This is a genomic window from Kosakonia pseudosacchari (assembly GCF_015167415.1).
Taxonomy (GTDB): Bacteria; Pseudomonadota; Gammaproteobacteria; order Enterobacterales; family Enterobacteriaceae; genus Kosakonia; species Kosakonia pseudosacchari.
This window is the reverse complement of the sequence record NZ_CP063425.1, coordinates 2105984-2121170: the sequence shown is the minus strand read 5'-3', so window position 1 is coordinate 2121170 and position 15187 is coordinate 2105984. Positions and strand designations below refer to the sequence as shown.

Below are 15187 nucleotides of genomic sequence, written 5' to 3'. Positions count from 1 at the left end.
CAAACCCCTTCATGCCATGAAAAATAAAATCGATATCATGGCACTCAGCTATTTCTTCCATTAGATAAAGCCTCAATAAAATTATCTCTTAAAACACGGAGGGAACAGGAAACCACAAAGTGATAAATCATAAGAGAGGGTTATATGCAGGGCAATTCTCAATACAATAAACCTATACCAGGGGCAGGCACGAATAGCTTACGATCATACAAATACCTTACGTAATTGCAGGCCATGCAGCGTGGTTGTTATTTCAGCAGGTGTATTGTTGTCTGTTTGTGCAAATAACTGGCTGAAAGATTTCCGCCCCCCCCAGCCAGGCTGGGGGGGGTCTACAGACAAAAAATAGCCCACCATTCGATGGGCTACGATTTTATCCCTGGCTGACGTCGCACCAACTCATCATTTTCCAGGCTCCGGGAAGCGCGCGGGTCTCGCCGTAAACGTTCACCGTGAGCGCTGCGCGAATATCTGCCGATGAGGCACCGATTTGCAGCTCAAACTCACCCGGTTCAACAATGCGCTGCCCGTCACGGCGCGTAAAGTTGAGCATATCCACCGGTACGGTGAACGTCAGCGTTGCCGTTTCACCCGGCGACAATGTCACGCGCTGGAACGCTTTTAGCTCCTGTATCGGGCGTACCATCGACGCTACCTTATCCCGGACATACAGTTGCACCACCTCACTGCCGCTGCGCTCTCCGGTATTTTTCACCTGTACCTGTACGCGAATATCGCCATCGATCACCACCTCAGGCGTGAGCAGCACCGGGTTGATATACTCGAACTGCGTCCAGCTCTTGCCGTAGCCAAAGGGGTAAAGTGCGCCAAAATGGAAGGCAAACGGTGTACCGCCGCTTTTCAGCTTGTGGTTGTAATAATAGGGCATCGCACCCGCGCTTTTCGGCACGCTGACCACCAGACGCCCCTGCGGCTCTGCTCGCCCGGTCAACACATCAGCAATCGCCCGGCCCCCCTCCTGCCCCGGTGCCCACGCCATCAACCATGCGGCAACGCGCGACTCCAGCCCTTGCAGGTTATACGGACGCCCGCCGGTCATAACCACCACTACCGGTTTCCCGGTTGCCACTAACGCCTCCAGCAACTGCTGTTGCACACCCGGCAGCGTCAGGCTATCCGTGTCGGAACCTTCCCCCACTGTCCCGCTCTGGAATAGCCCGGCAAGATCGCCCACACAGGCAATAATCACCTCGCTTTCTTGCGCCACGCTCACCGCGTGCGGGATCAGGCTCAAATCCATGGATACCGGTGACTGCTGCATCGGTTTACCCGATGCGTCCCCGGGGAAAACGGGGGCGCCAGCCATACGTTTTTCAATAATATGGCAGCCTTTAGCATAGCGGACGTTTCCCTCTCCCAGCGCCTGGCGCAGCGCCGCAAGCGGCGTGGTGACCTGCGTGGTCTCCTCCAGCATATCGCTAATGATCAAATGCACCGGGAAACTGTAACCGCTGAGCAAAGCCAGCGGATCGTCAGCGGTCGGGCCAATTACCGCCACTTTCGGCGTGCCGTTCAATGGCAGAATGCCGTTATTTTCCAGCAGCGTCATTGAGCGCGTAGCGACCTCGTGCGCTACCTGCCGCGTCTCAACGGACTGCAAATCAATACCCTGTTCATCGGTATAAGGGTGTTCGAACAAACCAAGGCGAAATTTTACTGCCAGCACGCGGGCGACGATTTCATCCACTTTTGCCATGGAAATAAGACCGCGCTCAACGGCCTCTGCCAGGTGACGCGCGCAGTCATCTTTTGGCAACTCAACATCCAGCCCGGCATTAAACGAGAGCGCTGCGGATTCTGCGGCATCGTGTGTCACACCGTGATGTTGATGTAACAGGCTGACGCCGCCGTAATCGGCAACAATAATGCCCTCGAAGCCCCATTGTTCACGCAGCAAGGTGGTGAGCAAGAAATGATCGCTGTGACCAGGCTGATTATCAATGTCGTGATAGGCCGGCATCACCGATCCTGCTTTCGCCAGCTTCACCGCCATCTCGAACGGCAGCAAAAAGGTGTCGTTCAGCTCGCAAAAACCCAGGTGCACCGGGGCATGATTACGCGCGCCTTCGCTAAACGAGTGACCAACATAGTGTTTGAGCGTCGCCAGCATATCGCCCTTTTCACCCTGCAAACCTTTCACATACGCGCAAGCCATCACTCCCACCAGCCAGGGATCTTCGCCAAACGTCTCTTCAGTGCGTCCCCAGCGGACATCACGCGAGACATCCAGCACCGGAGCCAGCCCCTGTTTGCAGCCGGTCGATCGCGCTTCCAGCCCAATATGATGAGCGGCACGCTGCACAAGTTGCGGATCCCAGGTTGAACCGTAGTTCAGCGAGGAGGGAAATAACGTCGCGTCTTTGCACAACAAGCCAACCAGGCACTCTTCATGAAACAGCGCGGGGATACCCAAGCGCGTCTCTTCCACTAACGTTTTTTGTAGCCGATTAGCCGCGCGCACGCCGCGCTTCGCCTCCACTATATGCGTGCCCAGCGGACGGGTTATTTGCCCGACGCCCAACTTAAGCCGCTGCGCCAGCGCCGCCTGCGCGCTGACACCGGCAAACTCATCGCTGAGATCGGTGCGCTCGCGGTGCTCACCCTCTTCTGAAAGCACCAGCCATAAAGCATGCATTTGCGCGAATTTCTCTTCCGGCGTCATCCGCGCCAGTAAGTCCGCAACGCGTTCGGCCACGGGACGGTTTGCGTCCTGGTAGATAGCAGTCATCGGGTCACTCCTGTGTTATTGAAATCCGGGGCGGTTTGCACTGTCGTGTCGCTTTCGCTGTTACCGCGTTTACGTATCAGATCTTGCGCGATACTGTCGGCAACCTGGCTATTCAGTTTGTAGCGGGTCAACAGCAGTACCATGCAGATAAACAGCAGGCAGGGGATCAGCGTAAACAGCGCGTTAATGGTCGTCAGCACCGTGGCACTCTGGGCTGCCTGGTTCGGCGCATAGTCCACTGCGCCCAGCACCCAACCCACAACGGCACCGCCGAGCGCCAGGCCAAATTTAATGGCGAATAACGCGGTAGAGAATACCAGTCCGTCAAGGCGACGCCCGCTGCGGTGCTCTTCGTAATCCACCACGTCAGAGAACATGGTCCATTGCAGTGGCGTGGTCAGGTTCTGAATAAAACTGAAAACGATATTGAGGCCAAAAATAAGCCACACTTGTGTCGGTGGAATAATAAAGATCAGCGCCGCGAAAACAACGAACGTAATAATTGTCCACTGGTAGGCGCGTACCCGGTCAAATTTCCCTAACAACCGTGCTGATAATAGCGCTCCGCTTAGAGCGGCGATCATGCCGGAAACAATAAAAGTAAACACCATATCCGGGCGCTGTAATACGTATTTGACGTAATACATCGTGGCAGAACCACGCGTTACAACTGCGGTTAACAGCAAAATATTAAACACAAAAACAATGCGCCACTGCGTATTCCCCGCCAGCAATTTGAGATCGCTGAACAGCGAACCGGAGCTATCATTGCGCGGCGTAAAACGTTCGCGCGTCAGGAAAAAACAGCCAAAAAATAGCGCAATGCCCAGCAACCCCATCATGCTCATGGCATAGAAATAGCCTTTCTGATCGTTACCCGCGCCCAGTTTCGCCACCAGCGGCAGCGCGATAACGGTGACGATCAGGCCGCCGATAAACGATAAACCAAAGCGCCAGGACTGCAGCGAATGTCGCTCGTGTGGATCCATCGTCAGCGCACCGGGCATCGCGCAGTAAGGTACGTTAATCGCCGAGTAGATGAAGCTAAGGATGGCGTAAGTGACGCAGGCATAGAGGATTTTTGCCGTTGCCCCGGCGTCCGGGACATAAAAGGTAATAATGCAACTCACACCGAACGGTATTGCAAACCACAGCAGCCAGGGGCGAAAACGCCCGTGTCGCGTTTGCGTGCGATCCACCAGTGCGCCGATACAAGGATCGACAAAAGCATCCACCGCGCGCACAACCAAAAACATGGTTCCCATAATGGCGGCGGGTAAGCCAAACACATCCGTATAGAAATAAGCGAGAAACAGCGTTGCGGTTTGCCAGACGAGGGCGCTTGCCATATCGCCAAGACCATAACCTATTTTGTCTTTTGTACTCAGGACAGAGGAGATTGTCATTTTTATCAGCCTTGTGAGGTCAAAAAATATTTCAACGTGGCGCGATAAATTAACGTCGCGCGGCTCACTACAGGCTCAAGTATTGGAAGAAGCCTACGAGGGGACAATTGCAATAATTGCCAGGCTTTTTACGTTTTTTAGTAATTGTGATCGCCGCCGAGTTCGCGGCTGAAATAAAAAAATCCCCGACATTATGCCGGGGATTTTACTTTTGCCTTTATTTTTTCAGTTCGGCGAGGCTGAGCCAGGTCTGCACCACGGTGTCCGGATTGAGCGAGAGACTATCAATGCCCTCATCCATCAACCATGCGGCAAAATCTTCGTGATCCGAAGGTCCCTGCCCGCAAATACCGACATATTTGCCCTGCTTTTTCGCCGCACGGATCGCCATGGAAAGCAGCGCTTTCACCGCGTCGTTACGTTCGTCGAACAATTCAGAGACCACGCCGGAGTCGCGATCGAGGCCCAGCGCCAGTTGAGTCATGTCGTTCGAGCCGATAGAGAAACCATCGAAATACTCGAGGAACTGCTCCGCCAGCAGGGCGTTGGACGGGATTTCGCACATCATGATGATTTTCAGCCCGTTCTCACCGCGTTTCAGTCCCTGACGCGCCAGTTCATCAACCACCGCTTTTGCCTGTTCAACGGTACGCACAAACGGGACCATGATTTCTACGTTGGTCAGCCCCATATCGTTACGCACGCGTTTTACCGCTTCGCATTCAAGCGCGAAGCAGTCGCGGAAGCTGTCGGCCACATAACGGCCCGCGCCACGGAAGCCGAGCATTGGGTTCTCTTCTTCCGGCTCGTAACGCTCACCGCCAACCAGATTGGCGTATTCGTTCGATTTAAAATCGGACAGACGCACAATCACCCGTTTTGGCCAGAATGCTGCGCCCAGTGTCGAAATGCCTTCCGTCAGACGCCCTACATAAAACTCAACCGGCGAATCGAAGCCTTTCATCATTTCGCGGATTTCGTTTTGTAATTTCGCGTCCTGGTCATCAAACTCCAGCAGCGCGCGCGGATGCACACCAATCATACGGTTGATGATGAATTCCAGACGCGCAAGCCCTACGCCTTCGTTTGGCAGGCAAGCAAAATCAAACGCGCGATCCGGGTTGCCGACGTTCATCATGATCTTCAGCGGCAGATCCGGCATGGTGTCCACGCTTGAACTTTTCACGCTGAAATCCAGCAGATCGGCATACACATAACCGGTATCGCCTTCGGCGCAGGAGACGGTGACTTTCTCGCCGGTTTTAATGCGTTCCGTCGCATCGCCGCAACCCACCACCGCCGGGATACCTAACTCACGCGCAATGATCGCCGCGTGGCAGGTACGACCGCCGCGGTTGGTCACAATGGCCGCCGCTTTTTTCATGATCGGTTCCCAATCCGGGTCGGTCATGTCGGTCACCAGCACATCGCCTGGCTCGATCAGGTTCATCTCACTGATATCGTGAATGACTTTTACCGTACCTGCGCCAATGCGATGCCCGATGGCACGGCCTTCAGAGATAATGCGCCCCTGAGCATGCAGCGTGTAACGCTCCATCACCTGGCCACGCGAGCGTACGGTTTCCGGACGCGCCTGAACGATGAACAAGTTGCCGGTATGGCCGTCTTTCGCCCATTCAATATCCATTGGACGGCCATAATGTTTCTCGATTTGCACCGCCTGCTTCGCCAGCGCTTGCACTTCGTCGTCGGTCAGGGAGAAACGGTCGCGCTCGGCCTGCGGAACATCTTCAATTTGCACCTGCTTGCCATGCTCTTGCGTCGGTGCATAGATCATGCGGATTTTCTTCGACCCCATGGTGCGACGCACAATGGCCGGACGATTTGCCGCAAGCGTTGGCTTATGCACGTAGAACTCATCAGGGTTCACGGCGCCCTGCACCACCATTTCGCCCAGTCCCCAGGCTGAGGTGATAAACACCACCTGATCAAAGCCGGATTCCGTATCAATGGTGAACATCACGCCAGAAGAGCCGATATCCGACCGCACCATGCGCTGTACACCGGCAGAAAGCGCGACGCCACGGTGATCGTAGCCCTGATGCACGCGATAGGAGATGGCGCGATCGTTAAATAACGAGGCAAACACATGCTTCACCGCCACCAGCACGGCGTCATACCCTTGCACGTTGAGGAAGGTTTCCTGCTGACCGGCAAACGAGGCATCCGGCATGTCTTCCGCTGTCGCAGAAGAGCGCACCGCGAAAGAGGCTTCGGCGTCATCTTCGGAGAGTTTGGCGTAGGCTTCGTGGACGGCTTTTTCCAGATCGGGCTGGAACGGCGTGTCGACAATCCACTGGCGGATCTGCGCACCCGCTTTTGCCAGTTCGGAAACATCATCGATGTCGGTTTTATCCAGTAATTCGTAAATGCGCTGATTTAGCCCGCTTTGTTCCAGAAACTGGTTAAACGCATCGGCCGTGGTCGCAAACCCATTCGGTACGGAAACCCCCATACCGGACAGATTAGTAATCATTTCACCAAGGGAGGCATTTTTGCCCCCAACTCTGTCTACATCATTCATGCCGAGTTGGTCATACCAAAGCACCAGCGGAGACGAGCCATTGTTGGACATCGAAACAATCCTTTTGTGATATATGAATGGGTAAAAACGTCGAACTACATTTTTATCCTGGCATAATTAATTCCGTTGAAAAAACGGTGAATCGTGTAAGCAATTACGATTTCTGGTTTTTCGGATAGATTCCCATCAATAAATCACCTTGAGTAATTTCTCATTTTTGTATCTCCTTATTTTTTATAGGGGAAACTAAAAAAATGAACCACAGAGTTCATTAAAAATAAAAACACCATTTCACTTTAAAAATGAGAAAAAGGAGATACGCATGTTGCGGATTTTAATTTATGCTTTCAGCGAATTACGCATGTCATTCAGGATGGGTTAAATGGACAGTTCAGTTGATCGCCACGTCTTTTATATTTCTGATGGAACCGCTATCACCGCTGAAGTATTAGGCCATGCGGTGATGTCGCAATTCCCGGTCGCCATCAGCAGTATTACGCTGCCGTTTGTCGAAAACGAGAGCCGTGCCCGTGCCGTCAAAGAACAAATAGACGCCATCTATCAGCAAACCGGCAATCGTCCCCTGGTGTTCTACTCGATTGTGATACCGGAAATTCGCGCCATTATTTTGCAAAGCGAAGGATTTTGTCAGGATATCGTCCAGGCGCTGGTTGCGCCGCTGCAGGAGGAATTAAAACTCGATCCTACCCCCATTGCGCACCGCACACATGGGCTTAATCCAGGTAATTTAACCAAATATGATGCGCGTATCGCGGCAATTGATTACACCCTCGCGCACGACGACGGTATTTCGTTGCGCAATCTTGATCAGGCTCAGGTGATTTTACTGGGCGTTTCGCGCTGTGGGAAAACACCGACCAGTCTGTATCTGGCGATGCAATTTGGTATTCGCGCGGCAAATTATCCTTTTATTGCCGACGATATGGATAACCTCGTTCTCCCCGCTGCGTTAAAACCCCTGCAGCATAAATTATTTGGTCTGACCATTAATCCGGAGCGTCTTGCCGCCATTCGCGAAGAACGCCGGGAAAATAGCCGCTACGCGTCGTTGCGCCAGTGCCGCATGGAAGTCGCAGAAGTGGAAGCGCTTTACCGCAAAAATCAGATCCCCTGCCTTAATAGTACTAACTACTCGGTAGAAGAAATTGCCACCAAGATGCTCGATATTATGGGGTTAAATCGCCGCATGTACTAACAAGCTAGTACGCAGGTGCGAAGTGCGCTATGATACTGCCCGGAAACGTGATGTCCTTTGCAACCCTCTTGAAATAAGCCGGGATTGGTTTAAGGTGTTGCGCATCACTTCCGGCATTCCTGCCGCTGAAGCACCTAATTTTTGAGATTCTTGATGAACAAAACCGATGAACTTCGCACTGCGCGTATTAACAGCCTGGTGACTCCAGCTGAACTTGCGCAGCGCTACCCTGTTACCTCAGAGGTAGCGGAGCATGTGACCGCATCCCGTCGGCGGATAGAAAAAATACTGAATGGTGAAGATCGCCGCCTGTTGGTGATTATTGGTCCCTGCTCGATTCACGATCTTGACGCAGCCGTTGATTACGCGAGCCGTTTACAAGTATTACGTGAAAAACACCACGCGCATCTGGAAATAGTCATGCGCACCTACTTCGAAAAACCGCGCACCGTAGTGGGCTGGAAAGGGCTGATTTCCGATCCGGATCTGAACGGCAGTTACCGCGTAAATCACGGTCTTGAACTGGCGCGTAAACTGCTGTTGCAGGTCAATGAGCTGGGAGTGCCCACCGCGACCGAATTCCTTGATATGGTGACCGGCCAGTTTATTGCCGATTTAATTAGTTGGGGAGCCATTGGCGCGCGTACCACGGAAAGCCAGATCCACCGGGAAATGGCCTCGGCGCTTTCTTGCCCGGTCGGCTTTAAAAACGGTACTGATGGCAATACACGTATCGCCGTTGACGCGATCCGTGCTTCACGCGCCAGCCATATGTTCCTCTCGCCGGATAAAAGCGGGCAGATGACCATTTATCAGACCAGCGGCAACCCGTATGGCCACATCATTATGCGTGGCGGTAAAAAACCGAATTACCATGCCGGAGATATCGCCAACGCTTGTGATACGCTGCGCGAATTTGGTTTGCCGGAGCATCTGGTGGTGGATTTCAGCCATGGCAACTGCCAGAAGGAGCACCGCCGCCAGCTGGATGTCTGTGACGACATTTGTACGCAAATCCGTAATGGCTCGCTCGCAATCGCTGGGGTGATGGCGGAAAGTTTCCTGCAAGAAGGCACGCAAAAAATTGTCAGTGGCCAGCCGCTGGTTTACGGGCAATCCATTACCGACCCCTGTCTGAGCTGGGAAGACAGCGAACTGCTGCTGGAAAAACTCGCAACCGCGGTTGCCACCCGTTTTTAACTTTTTCCTGCTGACTACCTCAGAATCACGCATTCCCCCTACTTTTTCCTGGGGGAACTGCGTTTAAGTAAGCAATCTCCCTTGCGTCACATCACCATACTATTGATAATCATTATCATTGTTGGTTTGTCTTAAAACGGATATGTCGCACATGGATAGCACGCCTGCATCACCTGTCACACCTCAGGAAAAGCCCACGCACATCACCCCAACCGATCGCCGCATTCATAGCCGTTCACTGCTGGGGGATGAAGGGCGCGTCGTTATTGAGCACAACGGGCAGCAATGCCTTCTGCGCCAGACGCATGCCGGAAAATTGATCCTGACAAAATAGGCCGTTTTCAACTTGAGCAACTGACTTCCAGCCGTTTACCCCAGTCGGGCGGACGGCTGACATAATCATCGCTGCGATCGATAAACGGCTGTCGTAATGCCTCATGAAGCCGTTCCAGCTCGCTGGTGTCGCCTTTCTCTGCGGCATCAATGGCACGCTGCGCCAGCCAGTTTCGCAACACCATTGCCGGGTTAACCCGTTGCATATGCGCCTGCCGCTGTGCGTCATCGATATTTTCCTGCTGTAAACGCGTCCGATATTGTGCAAACCAGCCATCAAATGCGCCGCGATCGATAAACTCATCACGTAGCGGCGACGAAGCGCTCTGCTGCTCGGTCAGACTGAGCATGCGGAACGTACGCGTATAATCACTGCCTTCGCGCGCCATCAGGGCAAACAGCGAATTCAGAAGATCGTTATCTCCTTGCTGGCGGGTGAAGAAGCCCAGCTTACTGCGCATCAACAGGCCATATTCGGTGAGTAACTGGTGCTGGTAATCATCCAGCGCGGCGTTCAGGCCCTCAACAGCGATAAACGGCGATAGCGACTGCGCCAGGCGCTGGAGATTCCACAGCGCCACCGCCGGCTGGTTTTCAAAGCTGTACCGACCCTGGTAATCAGAGTGGTTGCAGATAAAACCGGGCTGGTAATCATCAAGAAAACCGAACGGGCCATAGTCGATGGTTAAACCAAGAATCGACATGTTATCGGTATTCATTACACCGTGCGCAAACCCCACCGCTTGCCACCGCGCAATCAGCTGCGCAGTGCGCCGCACAACATCCCGGAACCATGCGACATATTTATCGCTCTCGTTTTGCAATTCCGGCCAGTGATGACGGATAACAAAATCGGCCAGTTGACGGACTTTTTGCGGGTCGCGTCGGTAGTAAAAATGTTCGAAATGACCAAACCGCACATGGCTTTGAGCAATACGCATCAGCATCGCGCCCTGCTCCTGCGTTTCGCGCAGCACCGGCGTATCGCTGGTCACAATGCTCAATGCGCGTGTGGTCGGGATCCCCAGAGAATGCATCGCTTCCGAAGCCAGACTTTCGCGAATGGTTGAACGCAACACTGCGCGGCCATCCCCCATGCGCGAATAGGGCGTCAGTCCGGCACCTTTCAGGTGCCAGTCCCGGGTTGTGCCGTCCGGGAGTTGCTGCTCGCCGAGCAAAATCCCGCGGCCATCACCTAATTGTCCGGCCCAGACACCAAACTGATGTCCGCTATAGACCTGCGCCAGTGGCGACATACCGGGCAACAGCGTTTCACCGCCCCAGATACCTGCTCCCAAGGTGGGATGAAACAGCGCATCCGGTACATCCAGCGCATGCGCCAATGGCTCATTGCGCCACAGTAGCCGGGCGTTATGCAGCGGCGTTGGGGATAGTGCGGTATAAAAATCTGGCAATTCATCTCGCCAGTGGGTAGTAAAAGACAGGGTCATGGTTCCTCCTGCCTTTAGTGTAGTGTTAACTTTGATGTTTAAACACCGGACAAAAGCAGGGCTATGGCTGAACCAGAGCGGTTAACTGCTCGATGGTGACGGGTGGCCACATTGCCCCCTGCATAGCGCTAAAAGAAAAGGCGGATGCCCGTTTGAGGGCCTGTTCATCATCGATGCCTGCAATCATCAATGCATCACAATAGGGTTCAAGCTGCGAAACAATCACCCGCATAAATGGTTCGAATGAAGGTGAAACCAGACGCTGATGTACAAAATTTTTATCCAGTACCACCCGCTTAAATAAGCCATCAAAAATGGCTTTTGTCGAAGCGGTTCCGGCACCAAAATTAGCCAGTACCAGTGAATATTGTTTCGCCAATAGAGACAATGGATGATTATCTTTTCCCTTATTTAGATCGGGAAAATTCTCATTAATCGTAAATTCAAGAAAGGGAAATTTCCTAATGTTTGTCGCCAGCGTTTCATCCGTCAGCAGGTCATCAACCAAAGAGGGGGCAATATTAATCCAGGCTGTTAATTGATGTTGGATAAAAAAGAGTTGGCAGGCTTCAAGCAGTGCCAGTTGTTCATTGAACAGTGTGAGCATTTCTTCAGGCGTAAGGCGCGGAATGACCAGCTCTGTAGGCGTGCGGACATTGTTGTCGGGCCCCACAAAGTTAACGATAATTTCCAGTCCCTGTAGCATTCCGTTACTTTTTCTCGCAGGCAGTAATAGAAGCTCAGAGCGATAGGTGTCATCCAGCGATACTATCATTGCGCCAGCCCCGCATTAAGGGTGATATCCGGCATTGTCAAACACAGGGGAAGATATTTCAAATCTATTGTATTAAATGAGATTAACTTCATTTTTCTCCCGTTTTATTTTTGGCTTCTCCTTAACCTTTATTAGCCTGATAACGAATTGATGGATGTCCGGATCCCAATGTACACAGATCTTAATTAATATAAACGTGATTATTTAGTGGAAATTTCCTGGTTTAAAAAAAGCCCTTGCGGGCTTTCTCATTTTAGATGCGGCGTGCTTGCCAGAAATTTTTACGCCAGTAGACATTATCCAGAGAAGAACGCATCACTCCCCGGCTGGTTGAGGCATGAATGAACTCATTATCCGTATCGTAAATCCCTACGTGCAACCCACTTTCTCCGGAACCGGTTTTAAAGAAAACCAGGTCGCCTGGCAGCAAATCATCTTTATCGATTTTCGTGCCAATTTCTGCCTGCTGCCGCGTCTCGCGCGGCAATTGCAAAGAAAACTTATCGCGGAATGTCATCATAACGAAACCGGAACAATCCACACCGGAACGGCTCATTCCACCGTAGCGATACGGTGTACCATGCCACTGGCTAAGCTGATCATTCAGGCCAGCAATAACGGTTATCGAATCTGACAATCTTGGATTTGGCGGCGGCGCGCGATGAGAACTACATCCTGCAAGGAATAACGCCACTACCAGCAAAAACCAGATACGCATCCTGGATCAAGCCTCTTTATTTCTTTTTCTCGGAATAATCTACCGTGTGAATCAGATACGTGGCAAGTCACGTTTTCGTCACGTTGCGGGGATCAGCACACGGTGACCTTCCACATCGAGTTGGCGAAAAGCCAAACCATACGCCGTTGCCAGATGCGATGGCGTCAGCACCTCGTCCTGCCGCCCGCTCATTAACAGTTTGCCACCGCTGAGCAGCCATGCCTGGCGCGCATGGCGCAACGTGTGGTTAAGATCGTGGCTACTCATCACTACGGTAACGCCTGCGGCCACCAGCTCGTTTAAAAGCTTATCCAGTGCCGCCTGTTGGGCAACATCGAGGCTATTCATCGGCTCATCCAGCAATAAAAGTTCCCCGTTGGGGTTACCGGTCGGGTGAATTTGTAAAACCACCGCCGCTAAGCGAACCCGTTGCCACTCCCCACCTGACAGGTGATTAACTGCCCGCCCCAGCTTATCGCTGAGGCCGAGCTTGCCCGCAATCTGTGCCAGCAGCGCGGTTTGTGCGTTATCGCGCTGATGCAAAGACAAGTACTGCCAGACAGGCATCGCGAACGGCGGTGTCTGTTGCTGGGCCAGATAAGCACGGTGTTGCGCCAGTTGCGATGCGGGCCACTGCGTTAGCGAACGGGCATGAAACAGTACGCGTCCCTGCCCGCCTGTTAACCCAGCCATGCGCGCCAGCAGTGTGCTTTTCCCCGCACCATTCGGCCCGACAAGATGCAGGACTTCTCCCTGCCCGACCGACGCCGTTATCGGCCCAAGCCTGCCGGGTTCAGCCACATCCTGAAGCTGCAACAGCACCGACATTACTTCGCCAGCGCCTGTTTCACCGCCTCAACGAGAATCGGATCTTCCGGTGTCATATCCGGAGAGAAGCGTTGAATCACCTTGCCGTCACGACCAATCAGGAATTTTTCAAAATTCCACAGGATATCGCCCGGCGCTTTCGGCGCACGGCCTTTGCTCTCCATACGTTCGTAGAAACCGCTTCCCTGAGGTGCAACGGCCTTCGGCGCTGCGGCAACGAGTTTTTTATACAATGGATGACGCGCTTCGCCATTCACATCAATTTTGCTGAACAGCGGAAATGTTACGCCATACGTGGTGCTACAAAAGGTTTTGATCTCCTCTTCTGAACCCGGTTCCTGGCCGAGAAACTGATTGCAGGGAAAACCGAGCACGGTGAAGCCTTCGCTTTCCCATGCTTGCTGCATATTTTCCAGTTGTTCGTACTGCGGCGTCAGCCCACATTTAGAGGCGACGTTGACCAGCAGCAATACCTTGCCGAGGTAACCTGCAAGCGTTGTCTGCTCACCATCGATAGTCTTAACTTCAGTATTGAGAATATCCTGTTGCATAGCGTCACCTTAATGAATGTTATGGTTTGCGGGCTCAACGCCCGGCTCTCAATAATAGCCAGATAAATATCGGCGCGCCCAGCGTCGAGGTCACGACGCCTATTGGCAACTCGGCCGCACTGAGTGCCAGACGCGCTATCACATCGGCAAATAACAGCGCCACCGCCCCTGCCAGCGCGCAGCCTGGCAGCAATGCCCGATGATCGGTCAAACCGCACAGACGTAAGATATGGGGAATGACCAGACCGATAAAACCAATTGAACCCGCCAGCGCGACGCTTACGCCTACCAGCCAGCCCGTGGCTACCACCAGCACGTTTCGCCATAGCCACATCGGTAACCCTAACTGGCGCGCGGAAATGTCTCCCAGCGCCAGCATATTCAGTGGCTGTGACTGGAAACAGACCCAAATGATGACAGGCACCAGCGCCGCCATCAGCCAACTTTGTTGCCAATCTACCCCGCCGAAACCGCCCATCATCCAGTACATTAGCTGGCGCAAATCGAAGGAAGAAGAGAAATAGACGGCCCAGGTCATCAATGCGGTACAGATAATACCCAACGCGACGCCAGCCAACAGCAAACGACTGGTTGAGATATGGCGACGCGCGAAACGCAGCAGGATCAGCGTCACAACAAGCGCCCCGGCGATCGCACAAACGCCCAGCGCCCAGCCAGGCAGCAATCCGCCACCCAGCAATACAGCAGCAATGAGCCCAACGCCGGCACCACTAGAGACGCCCAGCAATCCAGGCTCCGCAAGCGGGTTTTCGAATAGCGCCTGCATCACCGCACCGCACAACGCCAGTGCAGCGCCAACCAACAACACCGCCAGCGTACGCGGCAAACGAATTTTCCAGACAAACAGTTGCCCATCCGGTGTAAACCAGGCGCCGGGAGAAATCCATTGATCGCCCGCGCAGAGACTGAACAGCAGCGCGAAGAGTAAAAGCAGCAGCAAGCCACCCAGCCAGCGGCGGTTGCGTTGCTGTTGAAGATGAGCGTATGCCAGCATGTTTTCCGTTTTATTGGTCAGCAAGGCCACTGATTCTAAGGTTGATGCCGGATGCTGAAAAGAAAAAAGGCCGCGATGCGGCCTTTTTAATTAGTTCATATCATTCAGCTTTGGGCGAAGCGTTTTCGACACGGCTCTTTAACTTCTGGCCGGGTCTGAAGGTCACCACGCGCCGGGCTGTAATGGGAATATCTTCGCCCGTTTTTGGATTACGACCCGGACGTTGATTTTTGTCGCGCAAATCGAAGTTGCCAAAGCCGGAAAGTTTTACCTGCTCACCGTTTTCCAGAGCACGACGGATCTCTTCGAAAAACAGCTCTACCAGCTCTTTTGCGTCCCGTTTGCTAAGCCCAAGCTTATCAAACAGATATTCTGACATTTCAGCTTTTGTAAGCGCCAT

The 15187-nt window shown here is 53.1% G+C and carries 13 protein-coding genes; 3 read left to right on the top strand and 10 right to left on the bottom strand.

What is annotated here, in order from left to right; translation table 11 throughout:
- Positions 1–373: 373 nt before the first annotated feature.
- From IP581_RS10000 to ppsA, 3 genes are all read right to left on the bottom strand, one after another.
- Positions 374–2749 (bottom strand): glycoside hydrolase family 3 N-terminal domain-containing protein, encoded by a 2376-nt coding sequence (locus IP581_RS10000; protein ID WP_193822444.1) that lies wholly within the window; start codon positions 2747–2749, stop codon positions 374–376.
- Positions 2746–4155, bottom strand: coding sequence for an MFS transporter (locus tag IP581_RS09995; RefSeq protein WP_086869428.1), 1410 nt, complete (start codon positions 4153–4155; stop codon positions 2746–2748). The genes IP581_RS10000 and IP581_RS09995 overlap by 4 nt, the downstream gene beginning before the upstream one ends.
- 217 nt (positions 4156–4372) lie before the next feature.
- Positions 4373–6751 carry a phosphoenolpyruvate synthase gene (ppsA, locus tag IP581_RS09990; RefSeq protein WP_086869430.1) on the bottom strand — a complete coding sequence of 793 codons (2379 nt, stop codon included), beginning with the start codon at positions 6749–6751 and terminating at the stop codon, positions 4373–4375.
- Between the two features lie 331 nt (positions 6752–7082).
- On the opposite strand from ppsA, the gene ppsR reads away from it, so the two are divergent.
- From ppsR to hemP, 3 genes are all read left to right on the top strand, one after another.
- Entirely contained in the window at positions 7083–7916 is an 834-nt protein-coding gene (gene ppsR / locus IP581_RS09985) for a posphoenolpyruvate synthetase regulatory kinase/phosphorylase PpsR (RefSeq protein ID WP_086869431.1), read from the top strand.
- A gap of 153 nt (positions 7917–8069) precedes the next feature.
- Positions 8070–9116: a 3-deoxy-7-phosphoheptulonate synthase AroH gene (gene aroH / locus IP581_RS09980; protein ID WP_193822443.1), complete on the top strand. Its 1047-nt coding sequence runs from the start codon at positions 8070–8072 to the stop codon at positions 9114–9116.
- A gap of 142 nt (positions 9117–9258) precedes the next feature.
- Complete coding sequence (hemP, locus tag IP581_RS09975) at positions 9259–9450, top strand: hemin uptake protein HemP (protein WP_193822442.1); 192 nt, start codon at positions 9259–9261, stop codon at positions 9448–9450.
- Positions 9451–9457: 7 nt separating this feature from the next.
- Here the strand turns inward: hemP and selO are convergent, their stop codons facing one another.
- The 7 genes from selO to ihfA all read right to left on the bottom strand — a co-directional run bounded on the left by selO (position 9458) and on the right by ihfA (position 15187).
- Positions 9458–10900, bottom strand: coding sequence for a protein adenylyltransferase SelO (gene selO / locus IP581_RS09970; protein ID WP_193822441.1), 1443 nt, complete (start codon positions 10898–10900; stop codon positions 9458–9460).
- A gap of 61 nt (positions 10901–10961) precedes the next feature.
- On the bottom strand, positions 10962–11675 hold the full coding sequence (locus IP581_RS09965; RefSeq protein WP_193822440.1) for an EAL domain-containing protein: 714 nt from the start codon (positions 11673–11675) through the stop codon (positions 10962–10964).
- A 253-nt stretch (positions 11676–11928) separates the two neighbouring features.
- Complete coding sequence (locus IP581_RS09960) at positions 11929–12393, bottom strand: NlpC/P60 family protein (protein ID WP_097399998.1); 465 nt, start codon at positions 12391–12393, stop codon at positions 11929–11931.
- A 78-nt stretch (positions 12394–12471) separates the two neighbouring features.
- Positions 12472–13221 (bottom strand): vitamin B12 ABC transporter ATP-binding protein BtuD, encoded by a 750-nt coding sequence (btuD, locus tag IP581_RS09955; RefSeq protein ID WP_193822439.1) that lies wholly within the window; start codon positions 13219–13221, stop codon positions 12472–12474.
- On the bottom strand, positions 13221–13772 hold the full coding sequence (locus IP581_RS09950) for a glutathione peroxidase (protein ID WP_193822438.1): 552 nt from the start codon (positions 13770–13772) through the stop codon (positions 13221–13223). The genes btuD and IP581_RS09950 overlap by 1 nt, the downstream gene beginning before the upstream one ends.
- 34 nt (positions 13773–13806) lie before the next feature.
- Positions 13807–14787, bottom strand: coding sequence for a vitamin B12 ABC transporter permease BtuC (gene btuC / locus IP581_RS09945; protein ID WP_097400223.1), 981 nt, complete (start codon positions 14785–14787; stop codon positions 13807–13809).
- Between the two features lie 100 nt (positions 14788–14887).
- Positions 14888–15187 (bottom strand): integration host factor subunit alpha, encoded by a 300-nt coding sequence (gene ihfA / locus IP581_RS09940; RefSeq protein WP_006820203.1) that lies wholly within the window; start codon positions 15185–15187, stop codon positions 14888–14890.